The following is a 16359-nucleotide window of genomic DNA, read 5'->3' on the forward strand; positions in this document are numbered from 1 at the left end:
GTGCCTGGTGGTCAATCGATCGGGGGAAAGTAGGGGGCGGGTCGGTAGATCTCAACCAATTCGTCGTGTGGGCCCAGCGGCACGTCGTCCAGCAGCGCGGCCATGGCGCAGGTGCGCTGCAGGTGCAAGGCCACGCGGGTGGCACGCTCATCGTCCAGTGGCAAGTTCAGTGCCACGGCGCAGGCCTGCACGTAGGCCAAGGTGTGGGCTTCGGTCATCGCCGCACCTCGCGCTGAAACACCTCCAGGCTGCGCTTCTTGGCGGCCACGAAGCTGGGCTCGGAGAGGGTGGCGGTGGTGCGAGGGCGAGGGTCGGTGTAGGGCAGGATTTCGGCCACCTTGGTGGGGCGCTTGGTCAGCAGCAGCACCTCGTCGGCCAGGTAGACGGCCTCTTCCAGGTCGTGCGAGACCAGCACCATGGTCGTGCCGGTCTGTATGAAAACCTCTTGCAGCTTTTCGCGGATGAACAGCGTCATCTCGAAATCGAGTGCAGAGAACGGCTCGTCGAGGAACAGCACCTCGGGCTCGGGTGCCAGCGCGCGCATGATGGACGCGGTCTGCTGCTGCCCGCCCGAGAGTTCGTAGGGGTAGCGGTTCAGGTCGAACTTCACGTCGAAAGAGGCCACCAGCTCGGCCATGCGCCGGTCCACCTCGGCCTTGCTCTTGCCAGCCAGCTGCAGCGGGTAGGCAATGTTGTCGATGGTTCGCATCCAGGGAAACATCGCCTCGCGGTAGTTCTGGAAGACATAGCCGATCTTGGTGTCTTTCAGGCTTTTGCCATCGAACAAGATCTCACCGGCGTCGATGGGAACCAGCCCGGCGATCATGTTGATCAGTGTGGATTTGCCGCAGCCGTTGGGCCCGAAGACCGAGACGATCTTGTGCTTGGGGATGTCGAGGTCGAAGTTCTCGTACAGCGGCCAACCGGCGAAGTACTTGGTGAGGCCGCGGATGGTGATGTGCGTGCCCGCAGGTCCCGGCTGGAAGGGGCGCGTGGGCACGTCTGCAAAGACGGGGGCATTGAGGAATCGGCTCATCGTCCGCTCCAGTGAACGATACGGCGCTCGACGAGCAGGAATAGGACGTTCAGTGCATAGCCCAGCGCACCGGCGGCCAGGATGGCGGCGTACATGTCTTTCACGTTCATCACCTGTTGGGCGTTGATGATGCGGTTGCCCAGGCCGCTGTCGGCGCCGATGAACATCTCGGCCACGATCACGATGACCAGCGCCATGGACACGGCCGAGCGCAGGCCCACGAAGCTGGGTTGCAGGCTTTCCCAAACCAGCACGTCTTTGAAGATCTGCCATCGCGTAGCGCCCATCACCCGCGCCGCCATCACGCGCTGCTTGCGGGCGTTGATCACGCCGTAGGCGCTGTTGAAGGTGACGATCAGCAGGGCACCGAAAGCCGCGATCGCCACCTTGTTGATGTCGGACACGCCGAAGATCATCAGGAACAGCGGGATCAGGGCCGATGAGGGCGTGGAGCGGAAGAAGTCGATCAGGAACTCCACGCTGCGGTAAGCCTTCTCGTTGCTGCCCAGCAGCACGCCCAGGGGCATGCCGATGACGGCAGCGATGCCGAAGGCCTGCACCGTGCGCCACACCGTGACGGCGAAATCGCCAAGCAGCGCACCGCCCGCCAGGCCATTGGCCAAAGCGCCAAGTGCGGCCAGCGGCGGCGGCAGCAGGATGGGCTTGACCAAGCCCAGGCGCACCACCAGGTCCCACACGATGAACAGCACCACCGGGCCCACGAAGGGCAGGGCGCGGCCCCAGTCGGTGGTACGCGGGACGGCGATCGGGGCGCTGGCAGCCGGGGACACCCAGGGTTTGGCGGCCTCGTTGGCCGCGGCAAGAGGTTGGGCGGCCATGGCGCTCAGCCTTTGTAGAGCATGGAGTCGACCATCAGGCGCGAGCTGAACACGCCCTTCTCGGCGAACAGGTCGAAGAACTTTTGAAAGTGCGCCACGTCGGCCGGGGTGAACTCGTTGTACATCGTGTAGGCCGCCAGTGGTACCTCGGCGGTGAGCGCGCCTTCGATGGCGGTGTAGCCCTTCAGGAACTTGCGCGCTTCGGCTGGCTGCTGGCGCACATAGGCCACGCCCCGGCCATAGGCGGCGATGTACTTCTTCGCTTCGGCTGGGTGCTTTTTCAGGAAGCTGGCGGTGAGCGAGGCCGAGCCGCCGAACCAGGGGGCCATGGGGTCGCCCAGCACGTAGCGCGAGATCACGCCCGCTTCCAGCACGCGGGTGCTGCCATTGAGGCGGCCCACGGTGCCGGTGGGCTCCAGCGTATAGGCGCCGTCGATCTGGCCGGCGGCCAGTGCCGCCACGTGCTGACCAATGGGCAGCTCGACCACGGTGGCCCCGGTGGCGCCGCCACGCTCAAGCACGGTCTTGGCCAAGGTCACGTTCTGGATGCCGGGGCCGCTGCCCACGCGCTTGCCTTTGAGGTCGGCCACCGACTTGGCGCTGCTGCCCACGGGCACGATCACTTCATCGAGTACGTTTTTGGCATTGCTCGGGTTGGAGCAGAAGATCTTGAAGCTGCCCGGCGCGGCCAGTTCGCCGATGGCGATGTTGGCCGAGCCGGTGCCGTTGGCGCTGCCGTCACAGCGCTCGGCCAGCATGGCCTCCATTACCTGCTGTGCGCCGGCGTAGCGCTGTACCTCGACGTTCAGGCCCGCTTCCTTGAAGTAGCCCAGCTCGACGGCCGCGTAGAAAGGCAGGCCCGCGGCGATGGGCCAATAACCCACGCGTACCACCGGGGCACTCTGGGCGCGCAACACGGCGGGCGCGCCCAGCGCGCCGATGGCCAGGCTGGTCGCGCCGGCGCGCAGCAGGTGTCGGCGCTGGGGGCTCATGGGGGCGGTGGACGAGGTGGTGGTCATGGAAAGGCTCCTATGAGAACGATGAGAAGTGAATTTGGGGACTTGAGGCAATCAAGCGATTGCTTGTTCTTCTCCTTCGCAATATCGATGCCATCTGGTGCCGGTCTCCCATTCGCCTCTCGATGATGGTTTGGCGCGCGCTGTGGGGCCCGCCAGGTGCACAGCGGGGTAGCTGGCATCGGGGCGGTGCGCAACGCGCCAGATTGGCGCGGCCTGTGCACCACGACGGACCTGCTGCCGATCGGGCTGATCGATCACTTACTTGGCGCAGGCCTGAGCCGCTCGGTGCTTTGACGCCCGCGCCGTTTGCGGCGATGCTCCCCGCTGTATCGCCAAGCCGAGAAAAGAGGGGGTGCCATGCCGGCCGTGAACAAGACATCGTGGAACGTGGGCTACTGGGTGTTCGCCTTGCTGCTGCTGGTGTGGTTGCAGTCGGCCTGGCAGGCGGCCAGCACGGTGGAGGCCGTGCCCTACAGCGAGTTCGAGCGGGCCTTGGCCGATGGCCGCATCGACGAGGTGACGGTGGGCGACACCACGCTCACCGGGCGGCTGAAATCCCCCGGGTCCGACGGCAAGACCACGCTGGTGGCCAACCGGGTGGAGCCCGACCTGGCGCAGCGCCTTTCGGCCTACCCGGTGCCGTACCGCCGCGTGGTGGAAAGCACGCTGCTGCGCGACCTGCTCTCGTGGGTGCTGCCGGGGCTGGTGTTTTTTGCCTTGTGGTTCTTCCTGATTCGCCGCGTGCTGGACAAGCAGGGCGGCGGGCTGGGTGGCTTCATGAGCGTGGGCAAGAGCCGCGCCAAGGTGTACGTGCAGGCCGACACCGGCGTCACCTTTGCCGACGTGGCCGGGGTGGACGAGGCCAAGGCCGAGCTGCAGGAGATCGTGGCCTTTCTGAAAGACCCCAAGGGCCGGGGCCGGCTGGGGGCGCGCCTGCCGCGTGGCGTGCTGCTGGTGGGCCCACCTGGCACGGGCAAGACCCTGCTGGCCAAGGCGGTGGCGGGCGAGGCCGGGGTGCCGTTTTTCAGCATCTCGGGCAGCGAGTTCGTGGAGATGTTCGTGGGCGTGGGCGCGGCCCGCGTGCGCGACTTGTTTGAGCAGGCGCGGGCGCAGGCGCCGGCCATCATCTTCATTGACGAACTTGACGCGCTGGGCCGCGCGCGTGGCGCGGCCTCGGCCATTGGCGGGCACGACGAGCGCGAGCAGACGCTTAACCAGTTGCTGGCCGAACTCGACGGTTTTGACAGCTCCACCGGGCTGGTGCTGCTGGCGGCCACCAACCGGCCCGAGGTGCTGGACCCGGCCCTGCTGCGCGCCGGCCGCTTTGACCGCCAGGTGCTGGTGGATCGGCCCGACAAGACCGGCCGCGTGCAGGTGCTGCGCGTGCACACCCGCAAAATCACGCTCGGTGCCCAGGTGGACCTGGAGCAGGTGGCCCAGCTCACCACCGGCTTCTCGGGCGCCGACCTGGCCAACCTGTGCAACGAGGCCGCGCTGGCCGCCACGCGCCGGGGCGCCGATGAGGTGAGCGTGGACGACTTCACCGTGGCGGTGGAGCGCATCGTGGCCGGGCTGGAGAAGAAGAACCGCCTGCTCAACCCGCGCGAGCGGCGCATCGTGGCCTACCACGAGATGGGCCACGCCCTGGTGGCGCTGCGCCTGGGCGACGGCGGCGTGGTGCACAAGGTGTCCATCATTCCGCGCGGCATTGGCGCGCTGGGCTACACCATTCAACGGCCCACCGAAGACCGCTTCCTGATGACCCGCGCCGAGCTGGAGCACAAGATCATGGTGTTGCTGGGCGGGCGCGCGGCCGAGCAACTGGTGTTTGGCGAGCTGTCCACCGGCGCGGCGGACGACCTGGCCAAGGTCACCGACATCGCGCGCGACATGGTCACGCGCTTTGGCATGGTGCCCGCGCTGGGGCCCTTGAGTTACGAGCCACCGCGCCAGGCCTTTCTGGAGGTGCCTGGCTACGCGCCGGGCGGCTGGCAGCTCAGCGCCGAGACGCGCCAGCGCATCGACGAGGCGGTGCGCGAGATCGTGACCCAGGCCCTGGCGCGAACCACCGAACTGCTGGTGCGCGAACGCGCGCGACTGGAGGCCGGCGCGCAGGCCCTGCTGGAGCGCGAGACGCTGGACGAGGCGGCGCTGAGGGCGATCGTCGGCGTGGACGAGGGGAGGGCGGCGCCTACAATGCCGGCCCCCAGCCGTGCCCCTGACCAGACCCCATGAACATCGTCGTCAACGAAGAACTCAAAGCCTATATCGAACCCCTCACGCCGCAAGAGCACGAATCGCTGGAGCGCAGCATCCTGGCCGAGGGCTGCCGTGATGCCCTGGTGCTGTGGGGCGATGTGCTGGTGGACGGCCACAACCGCTACGGCATTTGCCAGAAACACGGCCTGCCGTTCAAGACGGTGCAGAACCCGCGCTTTCAGTCGCTGGAAGACGTGCACCTGTGGATGATCGAGCAGCACCTGGGCCGGCGCAGCGTGTCCGACTTTCAGCGCGGTGTGCTGGCCCTGCGCCAGCGCGAAATTCTGGCGGCGCGCCGCGCCCGCGCGCAGGCCACGGATGACGTGCCCCCCACCGGGGCCGCTGACACACCGGCCGAGCCGGTGCCCGCGCCCGAGCCCCAGCCGCTCAAGAGCCGCGAAGACATTGCCAAGGCAGCCCGCCTGAGCAGCAGCCAGGTGGTGCTGATCGAGAAAATTCAAAAGCAGGCCGCGCCCGAGGTGGTGGCGGCGGTGAAGGCCGGCGCCATTTCCATCAACGCCGCCGCAGCCGTGGCCTCGCTGCCCGAAGAGGAGCAAAAGGCCGTGGCCCAGGCCGGTGTGGACGAACTCAAGCAGGCTGCCAAGCGCGTGCGCGAGGCCAAGCGCAAACCGCGCGCCGAAGCGCCTGCGGCCCCGCCCGACGAGGCGATGGCACCGGCCACTGGCAAAGAAGGCGGCGCCGATGAGCTGCAGGCCCTGCGCCGCCGCGTGGCCGAGCTGGAGGCCGAGAACGCCGCCCTGCGCGAGCAATTGCAGGCGCTTCAGGCGCCCGGTGGCACGGCCCCGTTCTGAGCCTTGGCCTTACCAGTGGCGCACCGGCCCGGTGTCCACGTGCACGAACTGTTCGCGCGGGTAGTAGCCCACGCCACCCAGGCGCAGTGACAGCGCGGCCTGGCGCAGGTCGGCCAGGGGCACGCCGGGCAGGCGAATGTCCATGGCGCGGCCGTCCATGTGCAGGCTGCGCTTGGCCACGCCACCGGCGCGGGTGGCGCGCAGGTGCTCGTTGGTGCTGGGGCTGCGGTAGGCCGAGATCACCTCGAAGTTCTGGCTCGCGCCCAGCTCCAGCCGCAGGCGGTGCAGCAGGTCAAACAGGCGGGGGTCCATCACGCCTTGCTCGCCGCTGTAGTGGTCGCGCAGGAAGTGGTTCAGGCTGAAGAGCGAATCGTTCAGGTAGTGGTCGCCCACGGCATAGACCAGGCTCAGGCGCTCGCCGGTGTGGGTGTGGGCAAAGGCCAGGGCGCGCTCGGGGCCGCTGTTCAGGCTGGCGGCGCGGGCGCTGCTGGCCAGGCCCGGCAGCGCCAGGGCCAGGGTGGTGGTGGCGGCCTGGCGCAGCCAGCGCCGGCGGGGGGCGTGGTGGGGTGGGTTCATGGCGTGGCCTTGAGGGGAAGGGCGCGGGTCTGGGCCATGGCCTGGGCCAGGGCGCGGTCGTGCCCGTAGATGTCGGGGTAGAAGTGCAACTGGCCCTGTTTCACCAGGGCCGTGCCATAGGCAATGAGCACTGGCACCGGCGTGGCCAGCTTCACGGTTTGCAGTTGGCCGGCAGCCATGGCCTCGCGCACGCGGGCCTCGGTCCATTGCGGCATGTCTTGCAGCACGAACAGGGCCAGGGCCACCGGGTCTTGCACCCGCACGCAGCCGTGGCTGAAGTCGCGCTGGGTGCGCTCGAACAGGCCCACCGAGGGCGTGTGGTGCAGGTAGATGTGTTCGCTGTTGGGGAAGGTGAACTTGATCTCGCCCAGCGCGTTCTTGGGGCCCGGGCGCTGGCGGATGCGCGCGCGCCCGGCCAGCACGTCGGCCAGCACCTGGGGCGTGACCTCGGTGCTGGTGGCGCCGCTGCCGTGCACGAACTCCATGTTTTCGCGCGCCAGGTAGCCCGGGTCGCGGCGCAGGCGCGGCACGGTCTCGGCCCGCGCGATGGAGGGCGGGATGTTCCAGTAGGGGCTGAACTCGATGAAGCGCATCCACTCGTCGAACACGGGGGTGCGGGTGTCGAGTGCCTTGCCCACGATCACGCGCATGGTGTGGCGCACGGCGATGCGCTCGCCCTGCACCTCGTAGGCGCGCAGGGTGAACTCGGGGATGTTGATCACCACCATGCGCGGCGCCTGGGTGAGCGGTGTCCAGCGCAGGCGCTCCAGGTTGAGCGCCACTTGCTGGGCGCGCGCCTCGGGCGTCACCTCCAGCGCGGCCAGCGTGCCCTGGCCGATCACGCCATCGGCCGTGAGGCCATGCCGCACCTGGAAGCCCTTCACGGCGTCTACCCAGGGGCCGGTGTAGCTGGCGGGCAGGGCGGCGTTGGGGGGCAGGTCGCCCAGCAGGCGCAGGCGCTCGCCCAGGCGCGGCAGACCGTCCCAGGCTTGGCCGGGCTCCAGCTTGCCCGGGCGCTTGGGCTTGGGGCGCGGCAGCGGCGCCAGGGGCTGGGCCCAGGCGGGGTGGCCGGCCAGGGCCTGCAGGCCTTGCATTGCCTGGCGCAGTTCGGCGTACTGAGGCAGGGCGGGGGCGGCCTGCCTGGGCAAGTCGGCCAGTCGCCCGGTGGCCAGGCCTTGGGCCAGCAGGGCGGCGGGGTCGAAGCTGGCGTGGGCGGGCGGCTCGAAGCGGTAGCCCAGTTGGCGCGGGTCCACCCGGCCCTGGCGCAGGTCGCGCAGGTACTGGGTGAGGGCCTGCGTCAGGTCTTGGCCCAGGCGCTGGCGCGTGGCGTCGTCGGTGGCCAAGCCCAGGCGCTGGCGCAGGGTCTCGGTGGCGTAGTCGGAAGGGCTCAGGCCGTGGCTGGGGGCGGCGGCCAGCAGGTCCAGCGCCTGCCGGGCCAGTGGGCTGGGGCGGCCGGCCTCGAACCAGGGCGAGGGCGTGTCGGCGGCGTTGGCCTGGGCAGACGCCATGAACCCAAGCCCCAGGGTCAGGGCCAGTGCCATGCCGCGCAGGCCACGGGAAACGGGCTCACAAAAAGGCATATCGCGCCATTGTCGGTGCTCCGGGGGGGTATCCGGCCGCCGTCTGGCTGCCCGAGCTTCCCGGCGGTGCATACCCCCGGGACTAAAATGCCCGCCCTTCAAGCCCATGACTTCCCTGCATTCCGACCTGAAGGTCCGGCCCATGGCCGTGGCCGATCTTGACGCCGTCCTGCGCATCCAGGCGGCCTGTTACACCGCCATCGAGCCCGAGTCGCGCGAGTCGCTGCAGGCCAAGCTGCAAGCCGCGCCCGACACCTGCTTCGTGGCCGTGGCCGACCAGCAGCCCGTGGCCTACGCCATCGCGGTGCCGGTGGCCTTTCCCGAGCTGCCCGTGCTCGACCAGCCGCACTGCAACCCCCCACCCCACGCCGACGCGCTCTATGTGCACGACGTGGCCGTGTCGCCCACGCTGCGCGGCAGCGGCGCGGCCGGCGCTTTGATTCGCCGGGTGATGGACGCCGCCCGCCACGGCCAGTGGCGCCAGATGTGCCTGATCGCCATCCAGGGCTCCAGCAGCTACTGGGCGCGCCACGGTTTCCGCGAGGTGGCCCCGCGCGAGATGGCGGCCAAGCTCGCCAGCTACGGGGCGGACGCCCGCCTCATGTGGCGGGGCGCCGAGGCCGGGGCCTGAGGGCCGGGGTCAGCCGCCGCAGGTTTCCATGGTCGAGTTGGCGATGGCGTCCCACTCGGCTTGCGTGATCACGGTGGGCACGTACACCACGCCCTGATCGAGCAGGGCGCCGTTGAAGGCCCGCAGGTGGTTGCGCGAGCCGCACATCAGGCTGTCGTACACGCGCAGGATGTCGGCCTCGTCGGTGGCCAGCTTCTTTTCGGTGATGTCGCGAATGTCGGTTTCTTCGATCAGGGCGCCCACCTTCAGGCTCTCGATCAGCGACGCGCGGCCGGCCGCGATCAGCGCGTTGTAGAGGGCCTGCAGCTCGGGGTCTTCAAACTCGCCCGGGGCCTTGCCGGCGGCCGGGTCGGCCACGCCGTATTTGTCGAGCAAGGCCAGGATGGTTTCGGTGTGCGTGGTTTCGCTCTGCGAGATGTTGTCGAAGATCGTCGCGCCCCACACGCTGTACAGGGCGGCGTACACGTCGTGGGCGAGTTTTTCCTCTTCCCGCATGAACTTCAGGCCGGCGATCTCCTCGGCCGACAGGGTGGTGGTGCCAGAGGTGCCGGTGGCGCTGGCCACGGGCTCAAGACCATCGGCGGCGCTACCGCCGCCACAGGCCGACAACACCGAGCCCAGGGCGCCGGCACCGACCATCGCGCCCAGGGCGCGCAAGAACTGCTTTCGCTGCATGTTGGGGTTCCTCCAGACGGCTGCCCTCGCAGCCCTTCTGTGGCAGGTGGCCCCGCCTGGTGGCATTCCAAGGTGCCGTTCGTCCCGCTGGCGTAAGCGTTCGTTGCAAATGTTGCAGCGATGACAGCGCGCGGCACCCGCCTCAGGACTTGCCGGCCGTGAAGCCGCCGTCCACCAACAGGTGGGCGCCGGTCACGAAGCTGGCCTCTTCGCTGAGCAGGAACACGGTGGCGCTGGCAATTTCTTCGGGGCGGCCCAGGCGCCCCAGCGGGTGCAGGCCAATGAGGGCCTGGCGCATGGCGGGGTCAAGCCCGGCCAGCAGCGGGGTGTCGATGTAGCCGGGGCCGAGGGCGTTCACCCGCACGCCGTGCGCCGCGCCTTCCAGCGCCAGGGTGCGCGTGAGGTTGACCACGCCGCCCTTGGCCGCGGTGTAGGCGGCGGTGGCGCTCTGGCCGAACACGCCCAGGATGGAGGCGCAGTTCACGATGCTGCCGCTGCCCTGCGCGTACATCTGGCGCAGCGCCGCGCGGGCCACGCGGAACACGCCGTTGAGGTTGATGTCGATGACGCGCAGGTAGTCGGCGTCGGGGTATTGCTCGGCCGGGCTCATGCCACCGATGCCGGCGTTGTTGAACACGCCATCCAGGCGGCCAAAGCGGCCCACCGCGGCGGCCACCAGTGCGTCCACCTGCTCGGTGGAGGTCACGTCCACCGGCAGAAAGGCGCAGCGGCCGGGGTATTGCGCGTCCAGTGCCTGGGCCTGCTGGGGGCCGTCGCTGCCGGGCAGGTCGGCCATCACCACGTTGGCGCCTTCTTGCAGGCAGCGCTGCACGGTGGCCAGGCCAATGCCGCTGGCCCCGCCGGTGATGAGGATGGTCTTGTCTGGCAGGCGCATGGGGTCTCTCCTTTGAATGCCGGGTGGGGGTATCGCCCCATTATGGGCAGCGCATGTGGCGGGGCGCTGTCACCCGGGCAGGCCCCAACTTCGTCGGTTCGGACGATGCCGCGCGGGCGGGCCTTGCCCATCATCCGTGGCGATCGGGCGCCAGGGGGCGCCCAGGAGACTGGCATGCCCGGACCGTTGGCGGGATTCAAGGTGGTGGAGTTCGCGGGCATTGGCCCGGGGCCGTTTTGCGCGATGTTGCTGGCCGACCTGGGGGCCGAGGTGCTGTGCATCGCCCGCCCGGGCGGGCAGGGCGCGGCCGGCCCGGTGCTGGGGCGCAGCCGCCAGACGGTGGAGCTCGACCTGCGCCAGCCCGAGGGCGCGCAGCAGGCGCTGGCCCTGGTGGCGAAGGCCGATGCGCTGATCGAGGGCTTTCGCCCTGGCGTGATGGAGCGCCTGGGCCTGGGGCCTGACGTGTGCCTGGCCGCCAACCCGCGCCTGGTGTACGGCCGCATGACGGGCTGGGGCCAGCACGGCCCGCTGGCCCACGCCGCCGGGCACGACATCAACTACATCGCCATCACCGGCGCGCTGCAGGCCATTGGCCGGCGCGGCGAAGCGCCGGTGCCGCCGCTGAACTACGTGGGCGACTTTGGCGGTGGCGCCATGCTGCTGGCCGTGGGCCTGCTGAGCGCCTTGCTGGAGGCCGGGCGCAGTGGCCAGGGCCAGGTGGTGGACGCCGCCATGACCGACGGCGCCGCGCTGCTCTCGGCCATGATGTTCGGCTTCAAGGCGCAAGGCCAGTGGCGCAACGAGCGCGGCACCAACCTGCTCGACGGCGGCGCCTTCTTCTACGACACCTACGCCTGCGCCGATGGCCGCTACCTGGCGCTGGGGCCGATCGAGCCGCAGTTTTATGCCGAGCTGCGCCAGCGCGTGGGCCTGGCCGATGACCCCGACTTTGACCGCCAGATGGACCCGCGCGCCTGGCCCGCGTTGCGCGAGAAGCTGGCCGCCGTGCTGCGCACCCGTACGCGCGACGAGTGGTGCGCCGTGCTGGAGGGCACCGACGCCTGCGTGGCCCCGGTGCTGGACTGGGACGAGGCCCCGCGCCACCCGCACAACGTGGCGCGGCACACCTTCGTGAGCGTGGACGGCGTGGTGCAGCCCGCCCCCGCGCCGCGTTTTTCGCGCAGCACCCCCGATGCGCCCCAGGTTGGCCGGCCGGTCGATGCGGCTGCCCTGGCAGAGCTGCGCCGCCGCTGGGGCGTGGCCGACTGAGCCGCGCCCAACCCTTTGATTTCACCCCGAGCCTTCACCACCATGCCCATCACCTTCGAGCGCTCCTGGAGCGACAGCGACATCGAGCAGTACCGCGACACCGTGGTGCGCTTCATTGACGACCACATGCAGCCCGACGACGAGGCCGCCCGACAACGCGGCCACGTGGGCCATGAGCTGTGGCGCCGCGCCGGCGAGGCCGGCCTGCTGTGCACCGACATTCCTGAGGAATGGGGCGGCGCGGGCGGCGACTTCCGCCACGAGGCGGTGTTTTACGAAGAGATGTCGCGCCGCAGCCTCACCGGCATGAACGCCTCGGTGCACAGCATCGTGGCGCACTACCTGCTCAACCACGGCACCGAAGCGCAGAAGCCGCGCTACCTGCCGCGCATGGCGCGCGGCGAGCTGGTGGGCGCCATCGCCATGACCGAGCCCGGCACCGGCTCAGACCTGCAAGGCATTCGCACCCGCGCCGAGCGCACCGAGCGCGATGGCCGCAAGGGTTACCTCATCAACGGCGCCAAGACCTTCATCTCCAACGGCTTCCTGGCCGGCCTGGTGCTGGTGGTGGCCAAGACCGACCCGGCGCAGGGCGCCAAGGGCACGTCCATCCTGATCGTGGACACGCAAGACTGCCCCGGTTTCCGCGTGGGGCGCCTGCTCGACAAGATGGGCCTGAAGGCGCAAGACACCTCTGAGCTGTTCTTCGACGACGTGTGGGTGGGCGAGGAACAGTTGCTGGGCGGGCGCGAAGGCCAGGGCTTCTTCCAGCTCATGGCCGATCTGCCGTATGAGCGCCTGATCATTGGCGTGACAGCACTGGCCGCCATGGAAGGCGCCTACGAGGCCACGCTGGCCTATGTGCGCGACCGCAAGGCCTTTGGCCAGCCCATTGCCGACTTTCAGAACACCAAGTTCAAGCTGGCCGAGATCGCCACCGAGATCCAGGTGGGCCGCGCCTTCATCGACCGCTGCGTGGAGCGCCTGGTGCGTGGCGAGTTGGACACCGCCACCGCGTCCATGGCCAAGCTCTGGGGATCGGAAGCGCAGGGCCGCGTGGTGGACGCCTGCGTGCAGCTCTTCGGTGGCTATGGCTACATGAACGAGTACCTGGTGGCGCGCCTGTACACCGACGCGCGCATCCAGCGCATCTACGGCGGCACCAGCGAGATCATGAAAGAGGTCATCTCGCGCGCCATGTAATGGCACGCGATTCCATTCATCCCGAGGTTTCACACGAGAGGCAGCCATGGCCGACGACGTTCTGCTCATTGAAGAAAGCGGCGGCATCGCCCGCCTCACGCTCAACCGCCCCGAGCGCCTGAACGCGCTGAACACCGCGCTCGCCACCGCGCTGCGCGAGTACTTCCAGGGCCTATACCGCCGCCACGACGTGCGCGTGGTGATCTTGCAGGGCGCGGGCAAGAGCTTCTGCGCCGGGCTTGACCTGAAAGACCAGACGCCCGGTCATTTCAGCGGGGCGCAGGCCGGCATGGACGTGCAGCACAGCATTCGCGACATCATGGTGGCCATGCGCCGCTGCCCGCAGCCCATCATTTGCGTCGCGCAGGGCGCGGCCAGCGGCGGCGGTTTCGCGCTGGCCCTGGCCAGCGATGTGCGCCTGGTCACGCCCGATTCGCGCATGAACGCGGCCTTCATCCGCATTGGCCTGACCGGCTGCGACACGGGCGTGAGCTACTTTCTGCCGCGCATGGTGGGCAGCTCGGTGGCGGCCGAGTACCTGCTGACGGGCCGCTTCATGGACGCCGCGCGAGGCCACGCCCTGGGGCTTTACAGCCGCGTGGCCCCGCTGCCCGAGCTGCAGGCCGAGGCCCAGGCCCTGGCCGACGACATGCTGCACGCCACGCCCCTGGGCCTGCGCCTGACCAAAGAGGCGCTGTGCCAGACGCTGGACATGAACAGCCTGGAAGCCGTGGTGGCGCTGGAAGACCGCCAGCAGGTGCTGTGCACCCAGAGCGAAGACTTTCACGAAGGCGTGCAGGCCTTTCTGGAAAAGCGCCCGCCGCGCTACCGCAACGCCTGATGGGCCAAGGCGCCAGGCTCAGCCCAGCAGGCCGAGCTTGCGCGCAATCGCCACCGCCTGGGTGCGGCTGTGCGCGCCCAGCTTGGTGTTGATGTTGCGCAGGTGGGTGCGCACCGTGCTGTCGGACACGAACAGTTTCTCGGCCATGGCGCTGTTGGAATAGCCCTCCACCAGCAGTTGCAGCACGCGAATCTCTTTGCGCGTGAGCGGCTCCAGCACGCCGTGCGCCAGCTCGGCGCCCACCTCGGGTTCGGTGGGCAGGGGGCCGAAGGCCGCCAGCAGGCGCTGCAGGTACTCGCCCAAGATCGGGTCGCGCACCTGCCCGCTGTCGTGCAGGGCCTGGTAGCGCTGCACCAGCGCGCCCACGGCGGGGCCTTCGTCCAGGATCAGGCGCATGAAGCCTTCCTGGCAGGCGAACTGCAGGGCGCTGCCGGTTTCTTGCATGGCGGCGGCGCTGTCGCCGGTGCGCTGCAGCGCCAGGCCCAGCAGCAACTGCAGCACCAGCGCTCGGCGCCGGCGCCCCTGGGCCGTGGCGGCTTGAAGCTGCGCGCGCAGCGGCTCGATGCTGGCGCCCGCGTCGCCGAAGGCCACCGCCCAGCGCAGCCGGGCCAGGGCCATGTACTGCACGTCGTGCACCACCAGGCGCTGCTGCTGCTCGCGCGCCCACAGGGTGGGGTCGTCGGCGCGCACCAGCTCGTCGTGCGCGGCGGCGGCGTTGCCTTGCGCCTGCAGCAGGCGGGCGCGCTCCAGCTTGGCCGAGGCCACCACGCGCGGCAGCTTGCGCTGGTTGCCCAGGTACTCCAGCTCGGTGAGGGCCATGGCGGCGGCGTCCACGTCGCCGTTGAGAAAGGCGATGCGCGATCGCATCGCGTGCGTGACGATCATGTGATCGGGCAGGCCCACGTCGCGCGCCAGCGGCAGGTACACGTTAAGCAGGTGCTCGGCCTGGTCGAGCTGGTTGGCCTCGTACACCACGCTGGTGTAGAACACGCCGGCCCAGGCGTTGCCGTGGGTGTGGTGCAGGTTCACCGCGTGGGTGGCGTCCACCGCCAGCCGAAAGCGCGCGGTGGCGTGGCGCAGGCGACCTTGCAGCAAGTCAAGCTGGCCCTCCAGCGACTCGGTGTACATGCGGTTGAAGGTGCTGCCGCCGCCGTGCTCGTGGCGCGCGGCGTCCAGCAGTTGCTGGGCCTCGCGCGCGTCGCCCGAGATGGTGGTGATGTGCGCCATGGCGTTGAGCAGGGCGGTGTCGGCAAAGCGCTGGCCCGTGGGCAGGCGCGCCAGCGCCAGGCGGCCCAGGCGCAGGCCTTCCTCGGCCCGGTCTTGCATGGCCAGCAGCATGGGGCGCAGGCCGTTGGCGTGGGCGCGCAGGTAGGGGTCGGGCGACTGCTCGGCGCCGCTGTGGTCGAGCAGGTCCATGGCCTCCCAGGGGCCGCGCGTGAAGCCGGTGGCCCACACGGCCACCATTTGCAGGCGCGGGCGCTGCTGCAGTTGGGCGGCTGGCAGGCTGGAGAACCAGCGCGTGAGCAGGCGCATGCGGCCTTGCTCCAGAAAGGCCTCGGCGTGCTCGTCGAGCAGGTCCATGGCGTGGGGGTAGTCGCCGCCTTCGATGGCGTGGTCAATCGCGGGCACCGGCCGCCCTTGCGATTCGTACCAGCCCGAGGCCGCCAGGTGCAGGCGCGCCACCTCGTCGGGGTGCTCGCGCTCCAGCTGGGTGCGCAGGTAGTCGGCGAACAGGCTGTGGTAGCGCCAGGTGCGCTGCGCGCCGGCCACCGGGGTGAGGAACAGGTGCTCGGCGTCCAGGCGCTCCAGCATGGCGGCGCAGTCGGTGCGCGGGTTGAGCGCCGCGCACACCGAGGCGTCGAGCTGGCGCAGCAGGCTGGTGCGCAGCAGAAAGCGGCGAATGGCCTCGGGCTGGCGGGCCAGCACGTCTTCGGCCAGGTAGTCGGCCACGGCGCGGTTGGAGCCCGAGAAGCGGTCCACGAATTCGGCCGGGTTGTCGCTGCGCTCCAGCGCCATGGCGGCCAGCCACAGCGCGGCGATCCAGCCTTCGGTCTTCTGGTGCAGGCGGCGCAGTTGCTCGGCGTCCAGCACCTGCGCGGGCGCGCGCTGGCGGAAAAAGTCGATCACGTCGCTGGCGTTGAAGCGCAGGCGGTCGGCGTCGATCTCCACCAGTTGCCCGCGCACCCGCAGGCGTGAGAGGCCGATCTGCGGCAATTGGCGCGAGCCGATCACCAGGTGGGCGCTGCGCGGCAGGTGCTCGGCCACTTCGCGCACCAGGCCCAGCACGGCGGGCTCGTGCACGGCCTCGAACTCGTCCAGAAACAGCGCGTAGGGCGCCTGCGCATGGGTGAGGGTTTGCACCGCGTCGCCGCTGCCACTGTCCAGCCCCAGGCGGTTCACCGCCTCGCTCAGGCCGCTCAGAAAGCGCGACACGTCGTTATCGGCCCGGTCCAGCGTGAGCCACACGGTGGGCACGCCGTCGGCCTCCAGCCGCTCGCGCGCCTGCGCCATGGCCGTGCTCTTGCCAAAACCGGCCGGGGCGCTCACCAGCACCAGCTGCCCCGAGGCGCGGCGCACCGCCTCGCACAGGGCCTGGCGCAGCACCTGGATGGACTGGCCCGCCGGGGGCAGGAACTTGGCGTCCAGCACGGCGTGCACGGGGGGCGTCTGGGCCGGTGACGGCGCAAGCGAAGGGGGCAGGGGGGTCTCGGCGGGGCGCATTGT

The 16359-nt window shown here is 69.8% G+C and carries 15 protein-coding genes; 6 read left to right on the plus strand and 9 right to left on the minus strand.

The annotated features are described in order from the left end of the window. Positions 1 to 11 precede the first annotated feature (11 nt). From ACE3RQ_RS16025 to ACE3RQ_RS16040, 4 genes are read right to left on the minus strand one after another with little or no spacing between them, the layout of a single operon-like run. Positions 12 to 218, minus strand: a complete 207-nt coding sequence (locus ACE3RQ_RS16025; protein ID WP_374523060.1) for a DUF4089 domain-containing protein — start codon at positions 216 to 218, stop codon at positions 12 to 14. Beyond that, positions 215 to 1036, minus strand: a complete 822-nt coding sequence (locus ACE3RQ_RS16030; protein WP_374523061.1) for an ABC transporter ATP-binding protein — start codon at positions 1034 to 1036, stop codon at positions 215 to 217. Before ACE3RQ_RS16030 ends, ACE3RQ_RS16025 begins: the two co-directional genes overlap by 4 nt. Continuing rightward, complete coding sequence (locus ACE3RQ_RS16035) at positions 1033 to 1875, minus strand: ABC transporter permease (RefSeq protein ID WP_374523062.1); 843 nt, start codon at positions 1873 to 1875, stop codon at positions 1033 to 1035. The genes ACE3RQ_RS16030 and ACE3RQ_RS16035 overlap by 4 nt, the downstream gene beginning before the upstream one ends. 5 nt (positions 1876 to 1880) lie before the next feature. Beyond that, positions 1881 to 2867: an ABC transporter substrate-binding protein gene (locus ACE3RQ_RS16040; protein ID WP_374523107.1), complete on the minus strand. Its 987-nt coding sequence runs from the start codon at positions 2865 to 2867 to the stop codon at positions 1881 to 1883. Positions 2868 to 3251: 384 nt separating this feature from the next. Between ACE3RQ_RS16040 and ftsH the strand changes: the two genes are divergently transcribed. Both ftsH and ACE3RQ_RS16050 read left to right on the plus strand, forming a co-directional pair. Beyond that, positions 3252 to 5129, plus strand: coding sequence for an ATP-dependent zinc metalloprotease FtsH (gene ftsH, locus ACE3RQ_RS16045; protein WP_374523063.1), 1878 nt, complete (start codon positions 3252 to 3254; stop codon positions 5127 to 5129). After that, positions 5126 to 5965 (plus strand): plasmid replication/partition related protein, encoded by an 840-nt coding sequence (locus tag ACE3RQ_RS16050; RefSeq protein ID WP_374523064.1) that lies wholly within the window; start codon positions 5126 to 5128, stop codon positions 5963 to 5965. The genes ftsH and ACE3RQ_RS16050 overlap by 4 nt, the downstream gene beginning before the upstream one ends. Positions 5966 to 5974: 9 nt before the next feature. Here ACE3RQ_RS16050 and ACE3RQ_RS16055 read toward each other — a convergent pair whose 3' ends face one another. Both ACE3RQ_RS16055 and ACE3RQ_RS16060 read right to left on the minus strand, forming a co-directional pair. Next, positions 5975 to 6541 carry a DUF882 domain-containing protein gene (locus ACE3RQ_RS16055; protein ID WP_374523065.1) on the minus strand — a complete coding sequence of 189 codons (567 nt, stop codon included), beginning with the start codon at positions 6539 to 6541 and terminating at the stop codon, positions 5975 to 5977. Continuing rightward, the gene (locus ACE3RQ_RS16060) at positions 6538 to 8082 is read right to left on the minus strand and encodes a murein L,D-transpeptidase (protein ID WP_374523066.1); all 1545 of its coding nucleotides are present in this window, start codon (positions 8080 to 8082) and stop codon (positions 6538 to 6540) included. Before ACE3RQ_RS16060 ends, ACE3RQ_RS16055 begins: the two co-directional genes overlap by 4 nt. Before the next feature lie 145 nt (positions 8083 to 8227). On the opposite strand from ACE3RQ_RS16060, the gene ACE3RQ_RS16065 reads away from it, so the two are divergent. Beyond that, the gene (locus ACE3RQ_RS16065) at positions 8228 to 8752 is read left to right on the plus strand and encodes a GNAT family N-acetyltransferase (protein WP_374523067.1); all 525 of its coding nucleotides are present in this window, start codon (positions 8228 to 8230) and stop codon (positions 8750 to 8752) included. A 9-nt stretch (positions 8753 to 8761) separates the two neighbouring features. Here the strand turns inward: ACE3RQ_RS16065 and ACE3RQ_RS16070 are convergent, their stop codons facing one another. Both ACE3RQ_RS16070 and ACE3RQ_RS16075 read right to left on the minus strand, forming a co-directional pair. Then, positions 8762 to 9427: a DUF2202 domain-containing protein gene (locus tag ACE3RQ_RS16070; protein WP_374523068.1), complete on the minus strand. Its 666-nt coding sequence runs from the start codon at positions 9425 to 9427 to the stop codon at positions 8762 to 8764. Positions 9428 to 9569: 142 nt separating this feature from the next. After that, positions 9570 to 10322: an SDR family NAD(P)-dependent oxidoreductase gene (locus tag ACE3RQ_RS16075; protein WP_374523069.1), complete on the minus strand. Its 753-nt coding sequence runs from the start codon at positions 10320 to 10322 to the stop codon at positions 9570 to 9572. A gap of 174 nt (positions 10323 to 10496) precedes the next feature. On the opposite strand from ACE3RQ_RS16075, the gene ACE3RQ_RS16080 reads away from it, so the two are divergent. Genes ACE3RQ_RS16080 through ACE3RQ_RS16090 form a run of 3 tightly spaced genes read left to right on the plus strand, consistent with a single transcriptional unit; the run spans position 10497 to position 13635 of the window. Then, positions 10497 to 11591, plus strand: coding sequence for a CaiB/BaiF CoA transferase family protein (locus ACE3RQ_RS16080; RefSeq protein WP_374523070.1), 1095 nt, complete (start codon positions 10497 to 10499; stop codon positions 11589 to 11591). 42 nt (positions 11592 to 11633) lie between these two features. Beyond that, positions 11634 to 12794 (plus strand): acyl-CoA dehydrogenase family protein, encoded by a 1161-nt coding sequence (locus ACE3RQ_RS16085; protein WP_374523071.1) that lies wholly within the window; start codon positions 11634 to 11636, stop codon positions 12792 to 12794. 46 nt (positions 12795 to 12840) lie between these two features. Beyond that, positions 12841 to 13635, plus strand: a complete 795-nt coding sequence (locus ACE3RQ_RS16090; protein ID WP_374523072.1) for an enoyl-CoA hydratase/isomerase family protein — start codon at positions 12841 to 12843, stop codon at positions 13633 to 13635. 18 nt (positions 13636 to 13653) lie between these two features. On the opposite strand, the gene ACE3RQ_RS16095 is transcribed toward ACE3RQ_RS16090, so the two are convergent. Then, positions 13654 to 16356 carry a LuxR C-terminal-related transcriptional regulator gene (locus ACE3RQ_RS16095; protein WP_374523073.1) on the minus strand — a complete coding sequence of 901 codons (2703 nt, stop codon included), beginning with the start codon at positions 16354 to 16356 and terminating at the stop codon, positions 13654 to 13656. Positions 16357 to 16359 lie beyond the last annotated feature (3 nt).

The sequence above is a fragment of the Hydrogenophaga sp. genome (genome assembly GCF_041913525.1).
Classification (GTDB): domain Bacteria; phylum Pseudomonadota; class Gammaproteobacteria; order Burkholderiales; family Burkholderiaceae_C; genus Hydrogenophaga.

Excerpts from the sequence above, each read along its gene's own strand:
- ACE3RQ_RS16025 (WP_374523060.1), bottom strand. The coding sequence starts at position 218 with ATGACCGAAGCCCACACCTTGGCCTACGTGCAGGCCTGCGCCGTGGCA.
- ACE3RQ_RS16030 (WP_374523061.1), bottom strand. The coding sequence starts at position 1,036 with ATGAGCCGATTCCTCAATGCCCCCGTCTTTGCAGACGTGCCCACGCGC.
- ACE3RQ_RS16035 (WP_374523062.1), bottom strand. The coding sequence starts at position 1,875 with ATGGCCGCCCAACCTCTTGCCGCGGCCAACGAGGCCGCCAAACCCTGG.
- ACE3RQ_RS16040 (WP_374523107.1), bottom strand. The coding sequence starts at position 2,867 with ATGAGCCCCCAGCGCCGACACCTGCTGCGCGCCGGCGCGACCAGCCTG.
- ftsH (WP_374523063.1), top strand. The coding sequence starts at position 3,252 with ATGCCGGCCGTGAACAAGACATCGTGGAACGTGGGCTACTGGGTGTTC.
- ACE3RQ_RS16050 (WP_374523064.1), top strand. The coding sequence starts at position 5,126 with ATGAACATCGTCGTCAACGAAGAACTCAAAGCCTATATCGAACCCCTC.
- ACE3RQ_RS16055 (WP_374523065.1), bottom strand. The coding sequence starts at position 6,541 with ATGAACCCACCCCACCACGCCCCCCGCCGGCGCTGGCTGCGCCAGGCC.
- ACE3RQ_RS16060 (WP_374523066.1), bottom strand. The coding sequence starts at position 8,082 with ATGGCACTGGCCCTGACCCTGGGGCTTGGGTTCATGGCGTCTGCCCAG.
- ACE3RQ_RS16065 (WP_374523067.1), top strand. The coding sequence starts at position 8,228 with ATGACTTCCCTGCATTCCGACCTGAAGGTCCGGCCCATGGCCGTGGCC.
- ACE3RQ_RS16070 (WP_374523068.1), bottom strand. The coding sequence starts at position 9,427 with ATGCAGCGAAAGCAGTTCTTGCGCGCCCTGGGCGCGATGGTCGGTGCC.
- ACE3RQ_RS16075 (WP_374523069.1), bottom strand. The coding sequence starts at position 10,322 with ATGCGCCTGCCAGACAAGACCATCCTCATCACCGGCGGGGCCAGCGGC.
- ACE3RQ_RS16080 (WP_374523070.1), top strand. The coding sequence starts at position 10,497 with ATGCCCGGACCGTTGGCGGGATTCAAGGTGGTGGAGTTCGCGGGCATT.
- ACE3RQ_RS16085 (WP_374523071.1), top strand. The coding sequence starts at position 11,634 with ATGCCCATCACCTTCGAGCGCTCCTGGAGCGACAGCGACATCGAGCAG.
- ACE3RQ_RS16090 (WP_374523072.1), top strand. The coding sequence starts at position 12,841 with ATGGCCGACGACGTTCTGCTCATTGAAGAAAGCGGCGGCATCGCCCGC.
- ACE3RQ_RS16095 (WP_374523073.1), bottom strand. The coding sequence starts at position 16,356 with ATGCGCCCCGCCGAGACCCCCCTGCCCCCTTCGCTTGCGCCGTCACCG.